We start from the raw sequence: 20,843 nt of genomic DNA, 5'->3' as shown, positions 1-20,843 counted from the left end.
GTGTCGCACCCGGTCCCGGCTGCTGGTCCCGGGTGCCGGTCCGGTCGGCCCGGGGTCAGGCCCGATCCGGGGTCAGGCCCGATCCGGCGTCAGGCCAGGCCGAGCTCGTCGCCCTCGCGCGGCGCGAGGAATCGGGCGACGTCCTCGGCCGTCACGTCGGCCAGGGTGGCGGGGGACCAGCGCGGGCTGCGGTCCTTGTCGACGACCTGGGCGCGGATGCCCTCCACTAGGTCGGGGGCGGCCAGGGCGGCGCAGGAGATGCGGTACTCCTGGTCGAGGACCGCCTCCAGGGAGGTCAGGTCGCGGGCGCGGCGGAGGGCGGCGAGGGTCACCTTGACGGCGGTCGGCGAGTTGCCGAGGAGCTGGCCGGCCGCCTCCTTGGCCTCCTGGACGCCGCTGGCGAGCAGCCGTTCGACGATCTCCTCCACGGTGTCGGCGGAGTAGCAGGCGTCGATCCAGTCCCGCTGCCCGGCGAGGGCCGCGGGCGGTGCGGGTCGGGCGTGGGCGGCCACGGCCCGGGCGACCGCCGCTGCCACATCTGCTGCGCCTGCCGCGTCCGCCCCGGCCGTCAGGTCGAGCGCGGCCAGGTCCGCCAGCAGGGCCGGGACGGCGGCCGAGGGGACGAAGTGGTCGGCGAAGCCGCAGAACAGCGCGTCGCCGGGGCCCATCGACGCCGAGGTGAGCCCGAGGTGGGTGCCCGCCTCGCCCGGCGCGCGGGCGAGCAGACGGCTCCCGCCGACGTCCGGCACCAGGCCGATCCGGGTCTCCGGCATCGCCACGACGGAGCGCTCGGTGACGATCCGCACCGCGCCGTGCGCGGAGAGGCCGACACCGCCGCCCATCGTGATGCCGTCCATCACCGCGACGTACGGCTTCGGGTAGCGGCCGATCAGCGCGTTGAGCTCGTACTCGTCCCGGAAGAAGGCCCGCGACCCGGCTCCGCCCGCCTTGGCGTCGTCGTGGATGGCGCGGATGTCCGCACCCGCACAGAGCCCGCGCTCGCCCTCACCGGTCAGCACCACCACGTCGACGGCGTCGTCGGCCGCCCAGCCGTCCAGCGCCGCGCGAACGGCGCCGATCATGCCGTGGGTCAGCGAGTTGAGCGCCCTCGGCCGATCGAGCACGATCCGCCCGACCCGGCCCTCCGTGAATACCCGCACCTCTGCGCTCATCGGGCCCGCTCCCGTCCTTCGTCCGCCCTGAAGATCCGCGTGACACGCTACTAGGCCGTGTCCGGCGCTGTCCGGCCGTGTCCCGCCACGGGATCCCAGACCCGGGCCCGGCGCGGGCGCCGGTGTCGGAGCGGGGCGCTACGGTGTGCCGCATGGACGAGTACGCGGTGCCCATCCTGCCCAGCCGCGAGCTGGGTGAGACGCTCGAGTTCTACGCCCGCCTCGGCTTCGAGCAGCGAGGCGCGTCACCGGAGCAGTACGGCTACCTGATCATGGTCCGGGGGACGGTGGAGCTGCACTTCCGGCACCACCCCGAGGTGGATCCGCTGGCCACGGCGGGCAGTTGCTACGTGCATGTCGCGGATGCGGACGCCCTCCACCGCGAGTGGGCCCGGATCGGCGTACCGGGCGACCGGGCGACGGGCAGCCGGCTGCAGCCGCCGGTCGACACCGACTACCGGATGCGCGAGTTCGCCCTCGTCGACCGCAGCGGCAACCTGCTGCGGATCGGCAGCCCGCTCCCCTCCGCGACCTGATCACCGCGCCCTGACCGCCCCGGCGTGCCACCGCCGGGGGCGGGACCGGGCGGGCCGCCGGGCCCGTGCGGAAGGGCGGCGCCGTTCTCCGGCGCCGCCCTTCGGTGGTCACACCTGCCGACGCGGTCCGAGCGGTCGGGCCTGCGGGACTGCTACGGCGTCACGCGGCCGACGACCTCGCCGAAGCCGACGAGGCTGCCGTCGGGGCCCGGGGCGGTGGCGGTGATGGTGACCTCGTCGCCGTCCTCCAGGAAGGTGCGGGTGGTGCCGTCGGGCAGCTTGAGCGGCTCCTCGCCGTTCCAGGTGAGCTCGATCAGCGCGCCCCTGGCCTCGCGCTCGGGGCCGCTGACGGTGCCGGAGGCGAACAGGTCGCCGGTGCGCAGCGACGCGCCGTTGGCCGTCATGTGGGCGAGCTGCTGCGCGGCCGTCCAGTACATCGAGGCGAACGGCGGGCGGGAGATCGTGTGCCCGTTCAGGCCGACCTCCAACGCGAGGTCCAGGCCCCAGGGTTCGCCGCCCCGGTCGTCCAGGTAGGGGAGCGGTTCGACGTCCCGGGCGGGCGGGCTGACCCGGGCGTGCTCCAGGGCGTCCAGCGGAACGATCCACGGCGAGAGCGAGGTCGCGAAGGACTTGCCGAGGAACGGGCCGAGCGGCACGTACTCCCAGGCCTGGATGTCGCGTGCGGACCAGTCGTTGACCAGGCAGACGCCGAACACGTGCGTGCGGAAGTCGTCCAGGGTGACGGGCGTGCCGAGCGCGGACGGGGCGCCGACGACGAAGCCGACCTCGGCCTCGATGTCCAGCCGGCGGGTCGGACCGAAGGACGGCACGGCCTCGGCGGGCGCCTTGCGCTGCCCCTGCGGCCGGACGACGGGGGTGCCGGAGACGACGACCGTCCCGGCCCGGCCGTGGTAACCGATCGGCAGGTGCTTCCAGTTGGGGGTGAGCGGCTCCACACCGGGGCGGAAGATCCGGCCCAGGTTGGTGGCGTGGTGCTCGGAGGAGTAGAAGTCGACGTAGTCGGCCACCTCGAACGGCAGGTGCAGCTCCACCTCGGCCAGCGGCACCAGCAGCGGCGAGACGGCGTCCCGGTACGACTCGTCGGTGAGCCACCGGGTGAGCTCCGCGCGGACCTCGGTCCACACCGGACGGCCCGCGCCGAGCAGCGGGTTGAGGGTCTCGGCGTCCAGCAGGACGGACGGCGACCCGGCGGCGCGGGCGGCGGCCCCGGCGTCGAGGACGAAGTCGCCGATGCGCACGCCGATGCGCCGCCGGCCCGGCCGGTCGGCTGCGGTGAAGACGCCGTACGGCAGGTTGTGCACGCCGAACGGCGAGTCCTGCGCGGTGGCGAGCCAGCTGCGGGGGGTGGTCAACGGTCCTCCTGGGACGGGGGCTGGTGCGGTGAACTGGGGGGCAGCAGGCCGAGTCCGGCCAGGTCGTCCAGCGGCTCGGCGATGCTGCAGGTGCCGAACGCGGTGAACGAGTTCCTGATCACCGTAACCTGATGCCCGGTCAGTTCGCCGACCGCCTTGGCGAGGACCTCGCCGGAGCGCTCCGCGAGCACCTCGGCGGCGGCCGTCCGGTCGGTGGCGAGCGCGGCCAGCAGGACGTTCAGGAAGCCGTGGTGCTCGAAGCCGGTGACCGGGTCGGTGTGCCGGACGGCGTTGTGCAGGCCGGCGGTGCACTTGTACGGCAGGCCGCGCTGGGCGCAGCCGGTGAGGAAGGCGGCCAGCTCCTGCTCGTCCGGGAAGGCGCCCGCGACCAGCCCGCCGGTGCGGAACTTCGCCCGGTAGGGGCTGTCGACGAGGACGTCCAGCACCTCGTCCAGCCCGTCGCCGCGCAGGAGTTCGCGCGGCAGCTCGACGGCGGCCGGAACGTCCGGCGGTAGCAGCAGGTCGAGTGCGGCGACGGCCTCGCGGGCGTCGCGGGTGGCCAGTTCGACGCCGGCGATCTCGAACGGCGCGGCGGCCGCCAACGCCGGGCCGAGCTCCGCGCTGCCCCCCGGCAGCACGAGCCCGACCCGGAGAACCGGGTCGGCCGCCCCGGCGGCTCCGGCCAGCTCGCCCAGCCGGCCCGCCCCGCAGAGGAGCGGGCCGACCGCCTCGGCGTACCAGGCGGAGCGGTGCACGCGGTGGGCGGGCACCGCCTCGGCGACCGGCAGGTTCCCCGGCGGGAACACCGCCGCGTCGTCGAAGAGGCCCTGGAAGAGCGCGGGAATGCGGCTCATCGCTTCGGCCCCCGGCCCGCCCAGGTCCACGCGTAGTTGCCGTCCTCGCTGGCCCGGCCGCCCTCGCCCAGCTCCAGCGGACGGAAGGTGTCCACCATCACGGCGAGCTCGTCGAAGAACTCGGCGCCGATGCTGCGCTCGTACGCGCCCGGCTGCGGACCGTGGGTGTGGCCGCCGGGGTGCAGCGAGATCGAACCCTGGGCGATGCCCGAGCCCTTGCGGGCCGCGTAGTCGCCGCCGCAGTAGAACATGACCTCGTCGCTGTCCACGTTGGAGTGGTAGTAGGGCACCGGGATCGACAGCGGGTGGTAGTCCACCTTGCGCGGCACGAAGTTGCAGATGACGAACCCGTTGCCCTCGAACACCTGGTGGGCCGGCGGCGGCTGGTGGATCCGGCCGGTGATCGGCTCGTAGTCGCCGATGTTGAAGACGTACGGGTACAGGCAGCCGTCCCAGCCGACCACGTCGAACGGGTGGTGCGGCACGGTGTAGCGGGTGCCCGCGACGCCGTTCGGGCCGCGGTGCTTGACCAGGACGTCGACGTCCTCGCCGTCGACCAGCAGCGGACCGGACGGGCCGCGCAGGTCCCGCTCGCAGTACGGCGCGTGCTCCAGCAGCTGCCCGTACTTGGAGAGGAAGCGCTTCACCGGGGTGATGTGGCTGTTCGCCTCGATGCAGTAGGCGCGCAGCGGCCCGTCACCGGAGGGCACCCAGCGGTGCGTGGTGGCCCGGGGGATGAGCACGTAGTCGCCCTGGCCGACCTCCAGCGTGCCGAACACCGTCTCGACGGTGCCCGAGCCGGACTCCACGTACACGCACTCGTCGCCGAGCCCGTTGCGGTACAGCTCGCTCGGGGCCCCGGCGGCGACGTACGAGATCCGCACGTCGCCGTTGCCGAGGACCAGCCGGCGGCCGCCGACCACGTCCGTTGACTTCCACTCCTCGCCCGCGAACAGCTCGTGCAGTTTCAGGTGGCGGGGGAGCAGGGGATGGTTGGGCACCGTGGACTGGTCCGGGAGCTCCCACGGCACCGCGTCCACGACGGCCGAGGGGATGCCCCGGTGGTAGAGCAGCGAGGAGTCCGAGGAGAACCCCTCCTCGCCCATCAACTCCTCGTAGTACAGACCGCCTTCGGGTGTGCGGTGCTGCGTGTGCCGCTTGGGCGGGATGCTGCCCAGCTGCCGGTAGTGCGCCATCGTCCTGCTCCTCCTGGGCCGTTCGCCGACTGACCCGTCTGGTCCGCCGCCGGGTGCGCTCCGATCAGGGGTGTCGATCAGAGGTTGCCGCGACGGTCCTGCTCGCGCTCCAGGGATTCGAAGAGCGCCTTGAAGTTGCCCTTCCCGAAGCCGAGCGAGCCATGCCGCTCGATGAACTCGAAGAACACGGTCGGCCGGTCGCCCTGCGGCTTGGTGAAGATCTGCAGCAGGTAGCCGTCCTCGTCGCGGTCGACCAGGATGCCGCGCTTCTTCAGCTCCTCGACGTCGACGCGGACCTTGCCGATCCGGGCGCGCAGCTCCGGGTCGTCGTAGTACGAGTCGGGGGTGGAGAGGAACTCCACGCCGTTGGCGCGCAGGATGTCGACCGTGCTGAGGATGTCGTTGGTGGCGAGCGCCAGGTGCTGGCAGCCGGGGCCGCCGTAGAACTCCAGGTACTCGTCGATCTGCGACTTCTTCTTGGCGACGGCCGGCTCGTTGAGCGGGAACTTCACCCGGTGGTTGCCGCTGGCGACGACCTTGGACATCAGCGCGGAGTACTCGGTGGCGATGTCGTCGCCGACGAACTCGGCCATGTTCACGAAGCCCATGACGCGGTTGTAGAAGCCGACCCACTCGTCCATCCGGCCGAGCTCGACGTTGCCGACCGCGTGGTCCAGCGCCTGGAACAGCCGCTTCGGCTGCCCGGCCGGGCGGGTCACCCGGGTCTGGGCGGCCACGAAGCCCGGCAGGTAGGGGCCGTGGTAGCGGGAGCGGTCGACCAGGGTGTGCCGGGTCTCGCCGTAGGTGGCGATGGCCGCGCGGCGCACGGTGCCGTGCTCGTCGGAGACGTCGTTCGGCTCCTCCAGCACGATGGCGCCCTGGGCGCGGGCGTGCGCGATGCACTTGTCGACGTCCGGCACCTCGAGCGCCAGGTCGACGACGCCGTCGCCGTGCCGGCGGTGGTGGTCCAGCAGCGGGCTCTCCGGGGAGACGCCGCCCTTGATCACGAAGCGGCAGGAGCCGGACCGCAGCACGAAGGCCTTGCGGTCGCGCCGGCCGGTCTCCGGACCGGAGTAGGCGACCAGCTCCATGCCGAACACGGCCTGGTAGAAGTGGGCCGTCTGGGTGGCGTTGCCCACGACGAACACGATCGCGTCCTGTGCGATGACAGGGAACGGGTCCGTGGCGGGGTCGTGCTCGACGAGGCCGACGAGGCGGCGCAGCTGTTCGGCGTCGAGACCGGCCTCGCGTTCCTCGGGGGTCAGCTCAAGGGCGTGGGTCTGCGGGGTCATCGGTCGTTCCTCCACATTGAGGCCTCGGCATTGAGGCATCCGCTTGAGGCGGCCGCGCCGCAGGGGTGGGCGGGGCGGCTGAGCGGAGAGCTTGCTCCTGTCGGGGTGGTTGGGCAACAGGTCGGGATTTCACTGTTCAATGTGTACAAGGTGATCAGAAAATCCCCGAGTCGGCTGAACAAATTGTGCTGCCGGACCGGGTGGTTCCGCAGGTCGGTGCGGCGGACGCTCCCGGTGGCCGGGCGCGGGTCCGGGGCCGGCGGGCGCGTGGGCCTCACGGGTGCCGCAGATGCGACAGGAACCAGTCGCGGGCCAGATCGGCGACCCGGTCCAGGGCGCCCGGCTCCTCGAACAGGTGCCCCGCGTGCGGCACCACCGCGAGTTCACTCTCGCAGCGCAGCCGGGCCCGCGCCTGCCGGTTCAGGTCGATCACGGTGGTGTCCCGGGCGCCGACGATCAGCAGGGTCGGCGCGGTGACCTCGGCCAGCAGCTCGGCCCCGGCGAGGTCGGGGCGCCCGCCGCGGGAGACCACGGCGGCCACGCCGTCGCCCAGCCGGGCGGCCGCCCAGAGTGCGGCGGCGGCGCCGGTGCTGGCGCCGAAGAGGCCGAGGGGGAGGCCGGGCGGGAGGTCGGCAGGCGGGTCGGCGGGGCCGCCTCGGCCGGCGCGCCGTTCGGCAGGCTGGTCGGCGAGCAGGTCGGTCACGGCGGTCAGGCGGGAGCCCAGCAGCTCCACGTCGAACACGTTGCGCCGGTCCGGCTCCTCGGCCTCGGTGAGCAGGTCGAACAGCAGGGTCGCCAGGCCGGACCGGTTGAGCCCGGTGGCCACGTGGCGGTTGCGCGGGCTGTGGCGGCTGCTGCCGCTGCCGTGCGCGAACACCACGAGGCCGCGCGCGTCGGCCGGTACGGTCAGCCGGCCCGCCAGCCGGACCCCGTCGGCGGGCAGGGCCACCTCACGGTCGACGGGGACGGCCACGAGCCCCGCGCCGGCCGCATCCTCGCCGCGCGCCTCGGCGAGGATCCGCAGGACCTCGTCGTCGCCGGTCTGCGAGAAGTCGGCGTAGAACTCGCCGATCGCGTAGAACGGCGAGGGCGTGAGCACGCAGACCAGCTCGTCGGCGACCTCGGCGAGCCGGTCGGTCCAGTCGGGCGGCGCCACCGGCACGGCCAGGACCACCCGCGCCGCCCCCCGGGCCCGGACGATCCGGCAGGCCGCCCGGGCGGTGGAACCGGTGGCGATGCCGTCGTCGACCACGACCACCGTGCACCCGCGCAGGTCGGCGCGCGGCCGGTCGCCCCGGTAGCGGCGGGCCCGGCGGTCGAGCTCGGCCCGCTCCTGCTCCTCGACGCGGGCCAGCTGGTCGGCGGTGACGCCGGCGATGCGCAGGACGTGGTCGTTGAGCACCCGGACGCCGTCCTCGCCGATCGCCCCCATGCCCAGCTCGGGCTGGTACGGCACGCCGAGTTTGCGGATCACGCAGATGTCGAGCGGGGCGCCGAGCGCGGCCGCCACCTCGGCGGCCACCGGGACGCCCCCGCGCGGCAGGGCGACGACCACGGTGTCGGCGCCGCGCAGGTGCTCCAGGCGGGCGGCCAGTCGGCGGCCCGCGTCGGTACGGTCGGTGAACCCGGTCCCGGTGACATGCATGGCACGGCCTCCGGGTTCCACCGTACGTCGGTCGGGTGGCGGGGGGCCGGGTCCCCGCTCCGGGATCCCGGGGCGATGCCTCGGACGCGGTACGGAGCCGCGGTGCGGGGCGGGCCGGGACGCCGGTTGCGCATAGGCCGGGACGCGGTCCGGGACGTGGGCGAGACCCGGTGCCCGTGTGCCCGGGACACCGGGCACCGGAGGGTGGGACCTGCCGGCCGGGTGCCCCACCCGGTGCCGGAAGGTCCGCGCCCGTCCCGACACCCCGAGGAGCACCCGTGTCCGTTCCCCAGCGCCACCACCGCCCCGCCGTCCACGGCCTGCCCGCTACGGGGGCGCCGTGCACCGGCCGGGCCGTCGCCACCGTGCCCCCCGCCCGCCACCGGGTGCGCTTCACCCCCGACCTGCTGGACCCGGCCGACCCCGCGCTGGCCCGCGCCGGAGGACCGCCCGGGCCTCGCCTGGTGGTCGTCGAAGCCCGCGTCTACGAGCTCTACGGCCGCCGGATCCACGCCTACCTGGCCGGCCGCGGCATCGACTACGAGGTCCTGGTCCTGCTCGCCCACGAGCAACTGAAGACCATGGACTCGGTGTTCCGGGTCGCCGACCGGATGGAGTACGTCGGCGTCTCCCGCCGCGGCGACCCGGTCATCGCGATCGGCGGGGGCGTCCTGACCGACATCGTCGGCCTAGCCTGCAGCCTCTACCGGCGCGCCACCCCGTTCGTCCGGGTGCCCACCACGCTGACCGGACTGCTCGACGCTGGCGTCGGGGCGATGGCCGGCGCCGCCGACCACGGCCGGCGCGGGAACCGGATCGGCCCCTACCGCCCGGCCGCCGAGACGCTGCTCGACCCGGCGTTCCTCGCCACCCTCGACCGACGGCACATCGGCAACGGGCTCGCCGAGATCCTCAAGGTCGCGCTGATCAAGGACCGGCGGCTGTTCGAACTGCTGGAACGCCACGGCCCGGTCCTGCTCGACGGGCGGTTCCAGGACCGGTGCCCGGGTGCCGAGGTCCTCACCCGGGCGGTGCACGGAATGCTCCGGGAGCTCCGGCCCGATCCCAGGGAGCACCGCCCGGAGCGCCTGACGGACTACGGGCACTCGTTCAGCCCGACGGTCGAGATGCGCGCCCTGCCCGAACTGCTGCACGGTGAGGCCGTCTGCGTCGACATGGCGCTCACCACCGTGCTCGCCCGGCGGCGCGGACTGCTCGACGCGGGGCAGGGCGAACGCATCCTCCGGCTGATGCGACGGCTCGAACTCCCGGTCTGGCACCCGCTGATCGAACCGCTCACGCTCGGCGAGGCGCTGGCCGACACCGCCCGCCACCGCGAGGGCCGGCGGCTTCCGCTGCCTTCGGGACTCGGACGAGGGGTGTTCGTCAGTGATCTGACGATCAGTGAGTTGGCGGACTCTGCAAGTGAGTTGAGGAACTGGGCGGCCGAGGAGCGGGCGGCGGGCGGGGTCCGTGCGTAGCCCGGTCGGCCCTGGGGGTGCGGACGTGCCTGCGCTGACCCACCCTGCCCGGCCGGCGGCCGCGCCTCCCCGGCCTCCGGCGCCGCCACCGAGGCGGCGGCTGGCAGCTGACGGACAGCGGATGGCAGCTGACAGCTGACGGATGACGGATGACGGATGGTGAAATCCGTCATCGCGACAACGGCGCCGCGTGCCACCCTCCTCCTCCCCGTGCCCCGGCGCCGATCGGCGCCGGGGCACGCGGCGCCTGCCCGGCCGCCCGTCCCCCTCCGACCCCCGTCCCCCCGCGGGACCCAGGAACCGCAGGGGTGGACTCGGGCACCGCGGCTCAGGTGCCCGGGGCGTCGGGCCGCCCATCGTGGGTGGTCGGAAGCGGGAGGAGGACCGCCATGACCCCCAGTGTCGGTTTCGAACGGCGCATCCAGGCCGGAGCCTCGTACCTCAGCCTGCTGGTGCGCAGCGGCGAATCCTGCTGGCAGGAACTCGCCGACCACCTCGCCGGGTTCCACGCCGACCGGTTCGTCATCGCCACCGACGGTGCCGCGCCCGCCGCCTACCTCGCCCACGTCCGCACACTCGCGACCGCCCAGGCGCCCACCACCGTGCAGGACTGGCGGAGGCCGACCCGGCCCACGGACGGCCGGACGGTCGTGATCGCCCTCGGCGGCGAGCAGGCCGGCGGCATCGCCGCCCAGGTCCGGCTGCCGACCACCCTCGCCGCCGCGTGCGGGCCCGCCCTGTCGATGCGCCGCCCCGCCCCGGAACACCCCGAACCCGTGCTGGTCTGGGTCCGCAGCGACCTCCTGGCCGACCGGCCAGCCCCGGAGACCCGCGCCGGGATGGTCACCGTGATCCGGCACGTCCTGGCCGTCTGTCCGGCCCTGTACGAGTCCCTCGCCAACGCGCTGCGCCCCGACGCCCGTTACTCCGAGCGCGCGCTCTGCGCCTTCCTCGCCATCTGCGCGGACGCCCGGGCCACCCTGGTCTGCTTCGACCCGTACGAGACCGGCCCGGCGCTGGCCCTGCTCTACGGCCGGAGCCTCGGCGAGGCCGTCCGGCGCGTAACCGGCGGTGGGGACACCCCTGACGGTCCCGCGCTCGCCCCCGGCGACGCCGACGGACTCGGACTGCTGCTGGCGGCCCGGATCGCGGTGCGGCTCGGGCTGTTGGACAGCGCCGACGCCCGGGCCCACTGCGAGCTGCTGGCCCGCAACGGCAGCGCGACCGCGCTCCCGGCCGAGTGGGACACCACCGCCCTGGTGGACGCCCTGCACACGGCCGCCGAGCCCGGCCTGCTGCTGCTCGGCGGCCTCGGCCGCCCGCGCTGCGCCGACGGCCTGCTGCTGACCCCGGTGGCCGACCCGGTACTTCGCGCCGCCGTCGACGGTCCGGCCCGGGCGTCCGCCGCCCGCAGCATCTTCCCCGCACCGCGGCCTGTGCCCGCGTCCGTGCCCGTGACGGTCTGACTGCCGCCGCGCCCCGTCCGGGCGGTGGCCGGGCGGTGGCCGGGATCAGGACGGGACCCGGTCCCCGTGTGGCCGGGACGGCAGGCGCCGCACCGTGGACTCAGAAGCGGACCCGGAAGGGCCGCAGACCAGCACAAGCCGAGCAACCCGAGCAGCAGCAGAAGCAGAAGGAGCCCCCGCCATGACCGGGACCGTCATCACCGACCTCCGCCGACGCGGCGCCGTCGACCCCGGCCGAGTGCTCACCGGACCGCTGCGCGCCGTCGGTCTGCAGCGGCTCGACCCGGGCCGCAGTACCGAAGTCGCCTCCGACGGCATCGAGCACGCCCTGTACCTCACCGCCGGCTCGGGCACGGCCTCCGTACCCGACCCCGACCCCGACCCCGACGCCGCCGACGCCGCAGGTCTGGGCGGCCCCGCCGACCAGGAGGAGGCCGCCGACAGCATCCCGCTGATGGAGGGCACCGCCCTGACGCTGCCGCTCGGCACCCGCACCGTCCTGACCGCCGGGACGGCGGGGTTGGAGTACTTCCACGCCATCCTCGCCGTTCCCCCGACGCCGCAGAACCCCTCGACCCCGCAGACTCCCGAAGAAGGCGATTCACGATGATCGTCACCACCGACTCCGGCTCGGCCGCCGTCATCCTCGGCCCGCACGGGGAGCGCGTCCGCGTCCGCTGCCTCGCGCGGCAGTCCATGGTCGCCAGCGCCTGCGAGTCCTTCGACCAGTTGCGGCTCAGCCCCGGCGCCCACCACGTCCTGCCGGGGCGCGACGACGCCGAGAGCGTGGTCTACGTCCTGCGCGGAGCCGTGCTGGCCGGTGAGGTGGCCGACGAGCCGGAGTACCTGGCATCCGAGGGCGACCTCCTGCTGGCCCGGCGCGGCCACCCGCTCCGACTGGACGCAGGACCGCTGGGCGCCGAGCTGCTCTGCCTCACGCTCGCCGCCGCGCGCCGGGCCGCAGGGACGAGGGACGCCCTGGCCCGGCGCCGCGCCGAGCGGCGTACCCGCCCGTGAACCCACTGCCCGTGAACCCCCGGCCCGTGAACCCACTGCCCGTGAACCCCCGGCCCGGGCGCCCCGACCGGGGGCGCCCGGGCCCGACGGGTCCGCGGCCGTTCCGGCTGCCCGCGAACGGCCGCAGTGCTCCGCCCAGGCCCCCTCCGACGCCTCCGACCCCCGATTCCTCAGACGCCCCAGGAAGCGTGACGTGATGATCCTCGTACCCGCCGCCGTGCCCGGCACGGCACCCGCGTTCCGTCGGCTGATCGACCCGGAACTCCTGCCGTCCGCGCACGGCGGACTGATCGTCGAGACCCTGCCACCCGGCGTGCGGATCGAACAACACCCCTCCCGCGTGGCCGAGTCGGTGACCGTCGTGCTCTCCGGGCGGATCCGCTCGGCCGGGCGGATCCTTGGTCCCGGTGAAGGCCTCTACCACCCGCCGGGCAGTGCCGGCGGTCTCACCGCACTGCCGGGTGCACCGGCCGCCATCCTCACCGCCCGGCCGAGACCCGGCACCGGGTCGCCCCTACGGACGCCGACGCCGTTGCCGACGGCGCGGCCGGAAACGCCCCGGCCGTACGCCGTCCCGCTGGCGCCGCCCCCCGGTGGCGGCGCCGCCGAGGGAGCCGCCGTCCCGGGTTCGGCCGGAACGGGCGTGCACTGGCTGGCCAGTGCGGAGACGGTGGGCGCCCGACGGATCACCGTCGCGGCCTCCACCTTCGCCTCGGGCGGCAGCCACGACCTGCACCGGCACGCGGCGGCGGACGAGTTCTTCCTGCTCGTCTCGGGCGGTGGGCGGCACCTCACCGCAACGGGCGGACCCCACCTCTCCCGTGGGGACCTGGTCTACCTCCCGGCGGGCGAGTGGCACGGCTTCCAGACCGACCGGGCCGGTCCGGCCACCGCCCTGCACGGCTACCTGGGCGCCCCGAGCCTGGAACGGGCCGGCTACCAGCTGCGCCCTGCCCTCCCCGGGGCCGCCTGATGAGCACCGCGAACCACCTGGCCTCCGCCGCCCGGCACCGTGACCGCCACCGGCATCAGCCGGCCACGGCCTTCGCACCCGCCTTTGGGACCGGAACGGGACGGCGGGCCCATGCGCCCGGGGCGGGCCCCCGCGCAGAGTGAAGGAAGAACGGCCGATCGGTTCGACCACTCGGAAGATCTGGAGTGATTTCCATGACAACCAGTACAACGACCAAGGCAGTTCGGATGGCCTCGCTGGTCGTCGGCGTCGCCACAGCGGGCCTCGCACTCAGGAGCGCGATCGCCGGCGCCGTCAGGTCGGCCTGCGCCGACGGGTCCCCGGGCACCGGCCTGGTGGCACCGCCTGGCGCGGACGAACCGAGAAAGTGCGACGTCGGCGAGAAGAACTGCCACTGAAGCCCGACCCCCTCACCAGGCCTGCCCCCGACACCACCCCGGTGCCGGGGGCAGGCCATGGGGCGGCGCGGGACCGCCCGAGGCCGTCACTCCCGGGCGGGGTGCGACGGATAGCGGGGCAGTACGGCGAGCACCCGGGTGCCGTGTTCCAGCGGCCCGACGGTGCAGCGGCCGCCGATCTCGGCAGCCCGGTCCGACATCGAGCGCAGTCCGACCCCGCCGCCCGCGTCCGTCCCGGCCGCGACCGCCCCGCCGCCGCGGGCAGCCTCGGCCCTCTCAGCCCCCTCGACCCCCTCGACCACCTCGCCCGCAGTACCCGCAACACCCGCACTGCCCCCAGTGCCCGCAGTACCAGCACCGCCCGCCTCCGCCGGGTCGCCCGCCGACAGCCCGCGGTACCCGATCCCGTCGTCCTGGACGACGAGGGTCAGCGTGTCGCGCTGCACCTGGACACGGACCTGGGCGGAATGGGCCCGGGCATGCCGCAACACGTTGTTGAGGGCCTCGGCGGTGATCCGGTACACGGCCACCTCGACGGCGGCCGGCAGCTCCGGCAGGGGATCGGGGGACAGCTCCGCAGTGACGGTCAGCCCCGCGCCGTTGAAGGTGGCGCTGAGCTGCTGGATCGCCCGGGCCAGCCCGAGTTCGCCGAGCGGCGCGGGCCCCAGCCGGTCGGTGATCCGCCGGACCTCCTTGATGGCCATCGCGAGGTCGCCCGAGATGCCGCGCAGCGTGCCCGAGAGCGGGGCCTGCGCGGCCAGCGCGGCACCGGCGTTGTCGACCCGCAGCCGCAGTCCGGCCAGGGCCGGCCCGAGGCCGTCGTGGATGTCCCGGCGCAGCCAGCGCCGCTCCTCCTCGCGCGCTGCGACGATCTGCTCCCGGCTCGCCTGGAGGTCCTCCTGCAGCCGGAGCGAGGCGACGGCGGGCGAGGCCTGGTCGGCCAGCGAGCGCAGGATGTCCATGTCGCTGCTGTCCAGCCGCTCCTCGCCGGCGCGCAGTCCGACGGTCAACTCACCGATCACCGTGCCGTGGTGGACCAGCGCGAAGTCCTGGCGCGGGCCGTCCAGGCGCCCGACCGCGGCCAGTGGGCGCTGTCCGGCCCGGGTGCTGACGGTCAGGGCGACGCCCGGCAGCCGCAGCTCCTGCGCCACCGTGGCGCACAGCGCGGCCGGCAGCCGCTGCGGGTCGACGACCTGCCGGACCCGTTCGGCCAGCGTGCGCAGCACCTGGTAGGGCTGGGCGCGTTCGCCGTAGTACAGCCGGTCGACCAGCCCGACGGCCCACCGGGCGGACCGGGGGAGGCCGGAGCCCAGGGCGAAGACCAGCGCGATCAGGAGCAGCGCCGCCGCACCCCGGCCGGGCACCAGCCAACTGGACAGTACGGTGGCGAACACGACGAACAGCGTGGTCAGCCCGGTGGCGAGGAGCAGCCCGCTGAGGATCCGGCGGGCCGCCCGGTCGAGTCGCCAGCCGCCGTCCTTGATGACCAGGTAGGCGATCGCGACGGCCCAGACCGCCCCGGCCGCGGCGAACAGCCCGTAGGCGAGCCAGTGGTCGTCGGCCGGGGCGCGGGTGTAGTAGTCCTGCATCCCGGCCCACAGCAGGTAGGCACCGAGCATCAGGCCGGTGCGCGGCCGGGCCTTCGGCGCGGCGCGCAGCATCCGGGTCAGCAGGACGGCCGCCGCGATGCCGACCAGGACGTAGAACACCTGGTCGTCGTAGCCGCCGAGCCGGTCGTAGGCCGCCATCAGGAACCGGGCGGGCGGGGTGTCCGCCAGCGGGTTGGGGCGGTCGAAGAGCTCGCTCTCGCCCAGGTAGGAGAGGTAGACCGGGGTCTCCCAGAGGGCGACCGCGCCGATGTACCACCACCACCGCCGGTCGGTCAGCCGCCCCGACGGGAGCCAGAGCGGCAGCACGAAGAACAGCGTCTCGCGGACGGTGTCGCAGACCGCCTTGAGCACGGTGACCGCGCCCACGATGCCCGGATCGGTGACCTCGACCCAGACCGGTGCGGCCGCCGCCTTGGGCAGGATCGCCGCGAGGGCGTAGGCCAGCATGACCCAGCCGAGCGGGCTCCCGGGCCGGTGCGCGTGCAGCAGCATGCCCGCCCCGGCGGTCGGCAGGGCGTAGGCCAGGACGGCCAGTTGGTCGCGGGTCTGGGCCACCTCGGGATCGCCCAGGTGGGCGAGGACGTAGCAGGTCCACAGGGTGGCGAGGGCCAGGCACAGGGACATGACGGCGGCCGCCGCGCTGAGCTGGAGCCGGGCGCGGCGGTCGGGGTCGGAGCGCCGGGGGCGGGCGGGCGTCCGGGGGCGGGGAGAGGTCACCGTGGTCATGGCACCGCCTCGAAACGGGCTGGGGGATGTGGTCCACCGACGGCCGTTCGCCGGGCACTGCTACCAGTGTGGGCGGCCCGCTGTCCCGGGCGCATGGGGCAGCGGTCTCGAAGTCCGGTCCCGCAGCCCGTACGACCGGCCGGACGCCCGGAAGCCGGGCCCGGATCGACCGCCGCTCGACGGCTTGACCGACCACTCGGCCGAGCACCCGATCGAGTGCCCGAGCGAGCGCCCGGAGGGCTGGTCCCCGGCCGGTCGGGCACCGGAGCACGTCACGTTAAGTCACGTCTCGATCGCTGGTAGTGTCGGCCGGGTGGATGAAGAGCAGCGGGTTGAACAACCGGACGAGCAGCGGGTCGACCCGCGGGAGGACTCGGCCGTGCGGGTACTGATCGTCGACGACCACCCCCTGTTCCGGGAGGGCCTGAAGGCCGCGCTGGAGAGCGCCGAGGGCATCGCCGTGGTCGCCGAGGCCGAGCGGGTCGCGGAGGTGCCCGAGGCGGTCGCCCGGTCCGGCCCGGATGTCGTCGTGATGGACCTCTCGCTGCCGGACGGCTCCGGGTTGGAGGCCGCCCGGCTGCTCTCCTCGCGGCAGCCCGCCCCGCCGGTGCTGATGCTGACCATGGCCGACGACGACGGCAGCCTGCTCGCCGCCCTCCAGGCGGGGGCGCGCGGCTACCTGGTCAAGGGCGCCGGGCGCGAGGAGGTGCTGCACGCGGTGCGGACGGTCGCGGCCGGCGGCGCGGTGTTCGGCGCGGACGTGGCGGGCCGGATCACCGCCCTGCTGGCGGGCGCCCGGCTGCGCGAGGCCGGGCAGCTCTTCCCGGCGCTCACCGCGCGGGAGGCCGAGGTGCTGGACTTGGTGGCGCGCGGCCTGGACAACCGCCGGATCGCCCGCGAGCTGGTGGTGGCGGAGAAGACCGTCCGCAACCACGTCACCCACATCTTCGAGAAGCTGCACGTCGCGACGCGCGCCGAGGCCGTGGCCCGGGCCCGCGACATGGGCCTCGGCGACAGCTGACCCCGGGGCCCGGCACCGGCGGGAGCCCCCACCAGGACGCCCCGACCCGGGGCCGGGACCCGACCGCGGTCCCGGGCGTCCGGGACCGCGGGCCGCCGATGATGCCGGTACGCGGAGGTACCCCGAGGCACGGGCGAGGCGCGAGGCGCGAGGCGCGAGGGACGAGGGAGGTGCGATGAGCGAGCGAACCGGGCGATCCCGGCAGGCCGGGCCCACCGGGCCCACCGGGTCGGCCGGGCGGGCCCCGGACCTCCGCCTGCCCGCCGGGCGCGGACCGGCCCCGGCCGCCTGGCCCGGCACCCCGGCCGCCTGGGTGTGCGTCGCGACCCTGCTCAGCGGGCTCGGCTGGGTGCTTCTGGTCCTCACCCACCTCGACGACGCCTGGGCGAGCCCGTACTTCACCTACGACGGCGAGACCGTCCTGCTCGGCTTCGGCTTCGCGCTCTCCGGCCTGCTCGTCCTCTCCCACCACCCCGCCCAGCCCCCGGCGGAACCCCGCACCGCCACCCGCCCCGGGCCCGCCGCTCCGCCCGACCCCGCCGCCCCGCCCGGCCGCAGCCTCGGCCGGCTGATGCTCGCGGCCGGCCTCGGCGGCTGCCTGTCCCGCTTCACCCTGTTCGTGGTGGCCGCCGCCGACGCCGGGCCCGTCGCGGAGGCCCTCGCGACCGCCCTGCTGTTCGGCTCGGTGGCCCTGTTCATCTTCCTCGCCATCGCGCTCCCGCTCTGGCTCCCGGACGGCCGGCCGCCCGGCGGCCGCTGGGGCCCGCCGTACCTCACCGCGCTCGCCGTGTGGAGCTGTCTGCACGCCTACACGGCCCGCGCGAGCCGACCGCTCCCGTACATCGGCGACGTACCGGTCCCAGCAGGCAGCGGACCCCTGGGCGGGGGGCTGTCCGGCGAGGCGCTGGCGCTCGGCGAGAACCAGACCGTCATCGTGTCCTCCGCCCTCGCCGTCGTCAGCCTCGTCGTGGCGGCCGTCCGCTGGCGGCGCTCGTCGGGGCCGAACCGCGCCGTCGCGGCCGTTCTGGCGCCCTACCTGGTCTGGCTGATCACCACCAACACCGCGACCAGGCTGGGCGGTTCCGAGGGCCTCGCCGCCGCCGTCTACTTCACCGGCTCGGCCCTGTGGATGCTCGGCGCGGTCGGCTACGCCTTCACCCGGGACCGCTCCCGCTACCTGGACCGCGCCACCCGCCGGATGCTCAGCGTCCTCGCCCTCACCGCCCTGCTGATCGCCGGCTACCTCGGCATCGCTCTGCTGCTGCGCCACGCCCTGCCCGAGGCCAGCACCACCGGCGCCCAACTGCTCGCCGCCGGCGCCCTCGCCATCGGCGGACTGCTCGGCCCGACCACCCGCTGGGTGGTGCGCGCCGTCGACCGGTTCTACTACGGCGACCGCGCCCGCCCCTACCAGGTGGTGCGGGAGCTCGCCGAACGGCTGAGCCGCGCGGTCAGCCCGGCCGACGCTCCGCCGCTGCTCTGCGACACCGTGGTCAACGCCCTCGGCCTGCCCGGCGCCCGGGTCGTCCTGCACACCAGCGGCGGACCGCACGAACTCGCCTCGGTCGGCGCGACCGGCCCCGACAGCCAGGTCTTCCCGCTCAGCTACGAGGGCGCCGTGATCGGCGACCTGTACGCGCCGCCGCGGGCCGGCCAGCCCGTCCTGGACGCCCAGGACCACGAGGTGCTGCGGTTCCTCGCCGACCAGGCCGCGCCCGCGATCGCCTCGCTGCGGATGTACGAGGAACTCCAGGCCGGGCGGCGGCAGATCGTCCTCGCCCGGGAGGAGGAGCGGCGCCGGCTGCGCCACGACCTGCACGACGGGCTCGGGCCGACGCTGTCCGGGCTGCGGCTCGGTGTCGACACCGCCCGGGCCGCCGTCCCCGAGGACTCCCCGGCCGCCCGCTCGCTGGGCGCGGTCTCCGCCGGGATCGGCCAGGCGATCGTCGAACTGCGGCGGATCACCGAGGGGTTGGCGCCCGCCGCGCTCGCGGGCGAGGGGCTGGCGGGAGCGCTGCGCCGCCTGGTCACGGGGCTGGACGGGCGCGAGGTGCGGATCACCCTGGAGCTCGACCCCGATCCGCCGCCCGCCCTGCCGGCCGCCGTCGAGGTGGCGGTGCTGCGGATCAGCGGCGAGGCGTTGAACAACGTGCTGCGCCACTCGGGCGCCGCCCGGGCCCGGTTGGCGCTGCGGGTCCGTCCGGGCGAGGTGGTGGTCGAGGCCCGGGACGACGGCCGCGGGTTCCCGCAGGAGACGGACGCGGTCGGCGGGCGGCACTCCGGTGCGGGCCTCGGGCTGCGCTCGATGGCCGACCGCGCCGAGGAGTTGGGCGGCAGCTTCCGCGCCGTCAACCAGGACGGCGGCGCGCTGATCCGGGCGGTGCTCCCGCGGACACCGGTCGTGCCCGAAGCGGGCGCTGCGACCACGGATGGTTCCGGCTGTCCTTCGTGGACCTCTTGACGGAACCCGGACTTGGCCCAATCATCATGGTCGCGTCAACTTTGCGGCTGTGAACTCCGAAGCTGTTCCCCTCACTTCACCGGACCACGATCCGGACCCCGGGCCGGACCCCAATCCGGACGCCCGGAGTCCGGTCCGGGGCCCACCCGGACTCCCAGCCGCCAGGTGCCGCGCTTCCGTTCTGCCCCACCAGAATCTGGAGCCTCCATTGACCGAGCGCGCCCCGCGGCGATCCCGCCTGCGCCGATCCGCCCTCTCGACCGGGGCGGTCGTCACACTCGCCGCCGCCCTGTTCGCCCCCGCCGCCGTCGCGGCCCCATCGTCCCCCGCGCCCGCCGAAGCCCGTCAGAGCGCGGTCGCGGCCCCGGACATCCCCGTCGCCAACGTCAAGGCCCACCTGGCCCAGCTGCAGTCGATAGCCACCGCCAACGGCGGCAACCGCGCCCACGGCAGGGCCGGCTACAAGGCGTCGATCGACTACGTCAAGGGCAAGTTGGACGCGGCTGGTTTCACCACCGCGCTGAAGACCTTCAGTTACAACGGCTCGACCGGCTACAACCTGATCGCCGACTGGCCGGGCGGCGACACCTCGCACGTCATCATGGCCGGCGCCCACCTGGACTCCGTCACCGGCGGTCCGGGCATCAACGACAACGGCTCCGGCTCGGCCGGCATCCTGGAGACCGCGCTGGCCGTGTCCCGCGCCGGCCTCCAGCCCACCAAGCACCTGCGGTTCGGCTGGTGGGGCGCCGAGGAGTACGGCATGGTCGGCTCCAAGAACTACGTCAACAGCCTTCCGGCCGCCGACCGTTCGAAGATCGAGACGTACCTGAACTTCGACATGATCGGCTCGCCCAACCCGGGCTACTTCACCTACCGCTACGACACCGCGCTGGACGCGCTGTTCCGCGACTACTTCGCGGGCCTGGGCATCAGCACCGAGCAGGACTTCGAGGGCGACGGCCGCTCCGACCACGCCCCGTTCCAGGACGCGGGCATCCGGGTCGGCGGCCTGTTCAGCGGCGCCGACTACACCAAGACCAGTGCCCAGGCGGCCAAGTGGGGCGGGACGGCGGGCCAGCCGTTCGACCGCTGCTACCACTCCTCCTGCGACACCAGCGCCAACATCAACGACGCGGCGCTGGACAAGATGAGCGACGCCATCGCCTACGCGGTCTGGACGCTCTCGGCCGGCACCACCACCCCGCCCACCGGGACGGTCTTCGAGAACACCAACGACGTCCAGATCCCGGACTACGGCGCGGCGGTGACCTCCGACAACGCGGTGACCGGGCGCACCGGCAACGCGCCGGCCGCCCTCCAGGTGGGCGTCGACATCAAGCACACCTGGCGCGGCGACCTGGTGATCGACCTGGTGGCGCCGAACGGCACCACCTTCCGGCTGAAGAACTCCAGCGGCAGCGACTCCGCCGCCAACGTGATCACCACCTACTCGGTGGACGCGTCGGCGGTTCCGGCCAACGGCACCTGGAAGCTCAAGGTCCAGGACGTCGGTCGGCAGGACACCGGCTACATCGACAGCTGGAAGCTGACCTTCTGAACCGGCCGGTGACCACCACCGGCCGGCCGGCCGGAAGGACCTGACCGGCCGAACCGGCTGA

The 20,843-nt window shown here is 74.7% G+C and carries 17 protein-coding genes; 10 read left to right on the top strand and 7 right to left on the bottom strand.

Translation table 11 applies throughout. The annotated features are described in order from the left end of the window. Window positions 1-89: 89 nt before the first annotated feature. Window positions 90-1,172, bottom strand: coding sequence for an enoyl-CoA hydratase/isomerase family protein (locus ACGFZP_RS13920; RefSeq protein ID WP_392931902.1), 1,083 nt, complete (start codon window positions 1,170-1,172; stop codon window positions 90-92). A gap of 152 nt (window positions 1,173-1,324) precedes the next feature. On the opposite strand from ACGFZP_RS13920, the gene ACGFZP_RS13915 reads away from it, so the two are divergent. Continuing rightward, a complete protein-coding gene (locus tag ACGFZP_RS13915; RefSeq protein WP_392931901.1) occupies window positions 1,325-1,708 on the top strand; it encodes a bleomycin resistance protein in 384 nt (127 codons plus the stop codon). A 152-nt stretch (window positions 1,709-1,860) separates the two neighbouring features. On the opposite strand, the gene fahA is transcribed toward ACGFZP_RS13915, so the two are convergent. From fahA to ACGFZP_RS13890, 5 genes are all read right to left on the bottom strand, one after another. Beyond that, window positions 1,861-3,081, bottom strand: coding sequence for a fumarylacetoacetase (gene fahA / locus ACGFZP_RS13910; RefSeq protein WP_392931899.1), 1,221 nt, complete (start codon window positions 3,079-3,081; stop codon window positions 1,861-1,863). Then, on the bottom strand, window positions 3,078-3,935 hold the full coding sequence (locus tag ACGFZP_RS13905; RefSeq protein WP_392931897.1) for a hypothetical protein: 858 nt from the start codon (window positions 3,933-3,935) through the stop codon (window positions 3,078-3,080). Before ACGFZP_RS13905 ends, fahA begins: the two co-directional genes overlap by 4 nt. Beyond that, window positions 3,932-5,131, bottom strand: coding sequence for a homogentisate 1,2-dioxygenase (locus tag ACGFZP_RS13900; RefSeq protein WP_392931896.1), 1,200 nt, complete (start codon window positions 5,129-5,131; stop codon window positions 3,932-3,934). The genes ACGFZP_RS13905 and ACGFZP_RS13900 overlap by 4 nt, the downstream gene beginning before the upstream one ends. A gap of 77 nt (window positions 5,132-5,208) precedes the next feature. Further along, on the bottom strand, window positions 5,209-6,423 hold the full coding sequence (gene hppD, locus ACGFZP_RS13895) for a 4-hydroxyphenylpyruvate dioxygenase (RefSeq protein WP_392931894.1): 1,215 nt from the start codon (window positions 6,421-6,423) through the stop codon (window positions 5,209-5,211). A gap of 274 nt (window positions 6,424-6,697) precedes the next feature. Beyond that, complete coding sequence (locus ACGFZP_RS13890) at window positions 6,698-8,068, bottom strand: phosphoribosyltransferase family protein (RefSeq protein ID WP_392931892.1); 1,371 nt, start codon at window positions 8,066-8,068, stop codon at window positions 6,698-6,700. A 278-nt stretch (window positions 8,069-8,346) separates the two neighbouring features. Between ACGFZP_RS13890 and ACGFZP_RS13885 the strand changes: the two genes are divergently transcribed. The 6 genes from ACGFZP_RS13885 (at window position 8,347) to ACGFZP_RS13860 (ending at window position 13,403) form a co-directional block, all read left to right on the top strand. Next, the gene (locus ACGFZP_RS13885; protein WP_392931890.1) at window positions 8,347-9,549 is read left to right on the top strand and encodes a sedoheptulose 7-phosphate cyclase; all 1,203 of its coding nucleotides are present in this window, start codon (window positions 8,347-8,349) and stop codon (window positions 9,547-9,549) included. A gap of 389 nt (window positions 9,550-9,938) precedes the next feature. Continuing rightward, the gene (locus ACGFZP_RS13880) at window positions 9,939-11,015 is read left to right on the top strand and encodes a hypothetical protein (RefSeq protein WP_392931888.1); all 1,077 of its coding nucleotides are present in this window, start codon (window positions 9,939-9,941) and stop codon (window positions 11,013-11,015) included. Between the two features lie 181 nt (window positions 11,016-11,196). Next, the gene (locus tag ACGFZP_RS13875; RefSeq protein WP_392931886.1) at window positions 11,197-11,625 is read left to right on the top strand and encodes a hypothetical protein; all 429 of its coding nucleotides are present in this window, start codon (window positions 11,197-11,199) and stop codon (window positions 11,623-11,625) included. Continuing rightward, the gene (locus ACGFZP_RS13870; protein WP_392931884.1) at window positions 11,622-12,032 is read left to right on the top strand and encodes a hypothetical protein; all 411 of its coding nucleotides are present in this window, start codon (window positions 11,622-11,624) and stop codon (window positions 12,030-12,032) included. Before ACGFZP_RS13875 ends, ACGFZP_RS13870 begins: the two co-directional genes overlap by 4 nt. A 196-nt stretch (window positions 12,033-12,228) precedes the next feature. Continuing rightward, entirely contained in the window at window positions 12,229-13,005 is a 777-nt protein-coding gene (locus ACGFZP_RS13865; protein WP_392931882.1) for a cupin domain-containing protein, read from the top strand. Between the two features lie 194 nt (window positions 13,006-13,199). Beyond that, window positions 13,200-13,403 (top strand): hypothetical protein, encoded by a 204-nt coding sequence (locus ACGFZP_RS13860; RefSeq protein WP_392931880.1) that lies wholly within the window; start codon window positions 13,200-13,202, stop codon window positions 13,401-13,403. A gap of 86 nt (window positions 13,404-13,489) precedes the next feature. Here ACGFZP_RS13860 and ACGFZP_RS13855 read toward each other — a convergent pair whose 3' ends face one another. After that, window positions 13,490-15,739, bottom strand: a complete 2,250-nt coding sequence (locus tag ACGFZP_RS13855; RefSeq protein WP_392931878.1) for an ATP-binding protein — start codon at window positions 15,737-15,739, stop codon at window positions 13,490-13,492. A 379-nt stretch (window positions 15,740-16,118) separates the two neighbouring features. Here ACGFZP_RS13855 and ACGFZP_RS13850 point away from each other — a divergent pair, with 379 nt between their 5' ends. From ACGFZP_RS13850 to ACGFZP_RS13840, 3 genes are all read left to right on the top strand, one after another. Beyond that, window positions 16,119-16,760: a response regulator gene (locus ACGFZP_RS13850; protein WP_392932251.1), complete on the top strand. Its 642-nt coding sequence runs from the start codon at window positions 16,119-16,121 to the stop codon at window positions 16,758-16,760. Window positions 16,761-16,935: 175 nt separating this feature from the next. Further along, a complete protein-coding gene (locus ACGFZP_RS13845; RefSeq protein WP_392931876.1) occupies window positions 16,936-19,221 on the top strand; it encodes a sensor histidine kinase in 2,286 nt (761 codons plus the stop codon). A 208-nt stretch (window positions 19,222-19,429) separates the two neighbouring features. After that, on the top strand, window positions 19,430-20,782 hold the full coding sequence (locus tag ACGFZP_RS13840; protein WP_392931875.1) for a M28 family metallopeptidase: 1,353 nt from the start codon (window positions 19,430-19,432) through the stop codon (window positions 20,780-20,782). Window positions 20,783-20,843 lie beyond the last annotated feature (61 nt).

Origin of the sequence: Kitasatospora sp. NPDC048239 (genome assembly GCF_043202015.1) — a bacterium.
Lineage (GTDB): Bacteria > Actinomycetota > Actinomycetes > Streptomycetales > Streptomycetaceae > Kitasatospora.
This window is presented reverse-complemented; position numbering and strand designations above follow the sequence as displayed.

Bases quoted from the DNA above. Each gene is read 5' to 3' on its own strand.
- ACGFZP_RS13920 (WP_392931902.1), bottom strand. From the start codon at position 1,172: ATGAGCGCAGAGGTGCGGGTATTCACGGAGGGCCGGGTCGGGCGGATC.
- ACGFZP_RS13915 (WP_392931901.1), top strand. From the start codon at position 1,325: ATGGACGAGTACGCGGTGCCCATCCTGCCCAGCCGCGAGCTGGGTGAG.
- ACGFZP_RS13905 (WP_392931897.1), bottom strand. From the start codon at position 3,935: ATGAGCCGCATTCCCGCGCTCTTCCAGGGCCTCTTCGACGACGCGGCG.
- ACGFZP_RS13900 (WP_392931896.1), bottom strand. From the start codon at position 5,131: ATGGCGCACTACCGGCAGCTGGGCAGCATCCCGCCCAAGCGGCACACG.
- hppD (WP_392931894.1), bottom strand. From the start codon at position 6,423: ATGACCCCGCAGACCCACGCCCTTGAGCTGACCCCCGAGGAACGCGAG.
- ACGFZP_RS13890 (WP_392931892.1), bottom strand. From the start codon at position 8,068: ATGCATGTCACCGGGACCGGGTTCACCGACCGTACCGACGCGGGCCGC.
- ACGFZP_RS13880 (WP_392931888.1), top strand. From the start codon at position 9,939: ATGACCCCCAGTGTCGGTTTCGAACGGCGCATCCAGGCCGGAGCCTCG.
- ACGFZP_RS13875 (WP_392931886.1), top strand. From the start codon at position 11,197: ATGACCGGGACCGTCATCACCGACCTCCGCCGACGCGGCGCCGTCGAC.
- ACGFZP_RS13870 (WP_392931884.1), top strand. From the start codon at position 11,622: ATGATCGTCACCACCGACTCCGGCTCGGCCGCCGTCATCCTCGGCCCG.
- ACGFZP_RS13865 (WP_392931882.1), top strand. From the start codon at position 12,229: ATGATCCTCGTACCCGCCGCCGTGCCCGGCACGGCACCCGCGTTCCGT.
- ACGFZP_RS13860 (WP_392931880.1), top strand. From the start codon at position 13,200: ATGACAACCAGTACAACGACCAAGGCAGTTCGGATGGCCTCGCTGGTC.
- ACGFZP_RS13855 (WP_392931878.1), bottom strand. From the start codon at position 15,739: ATGACCACGGTGACCTCTCCCCGCCCCCGGACGCCCGCCCGCCCCCGG.
- ACGFZP_RS13845 (WP_392931876.1), top strand. From the start codon at position 16,936: ATGAGCGAGCGAACCGGGCGATCCCGGCAGGCCGGGCCCACCGGGCCC.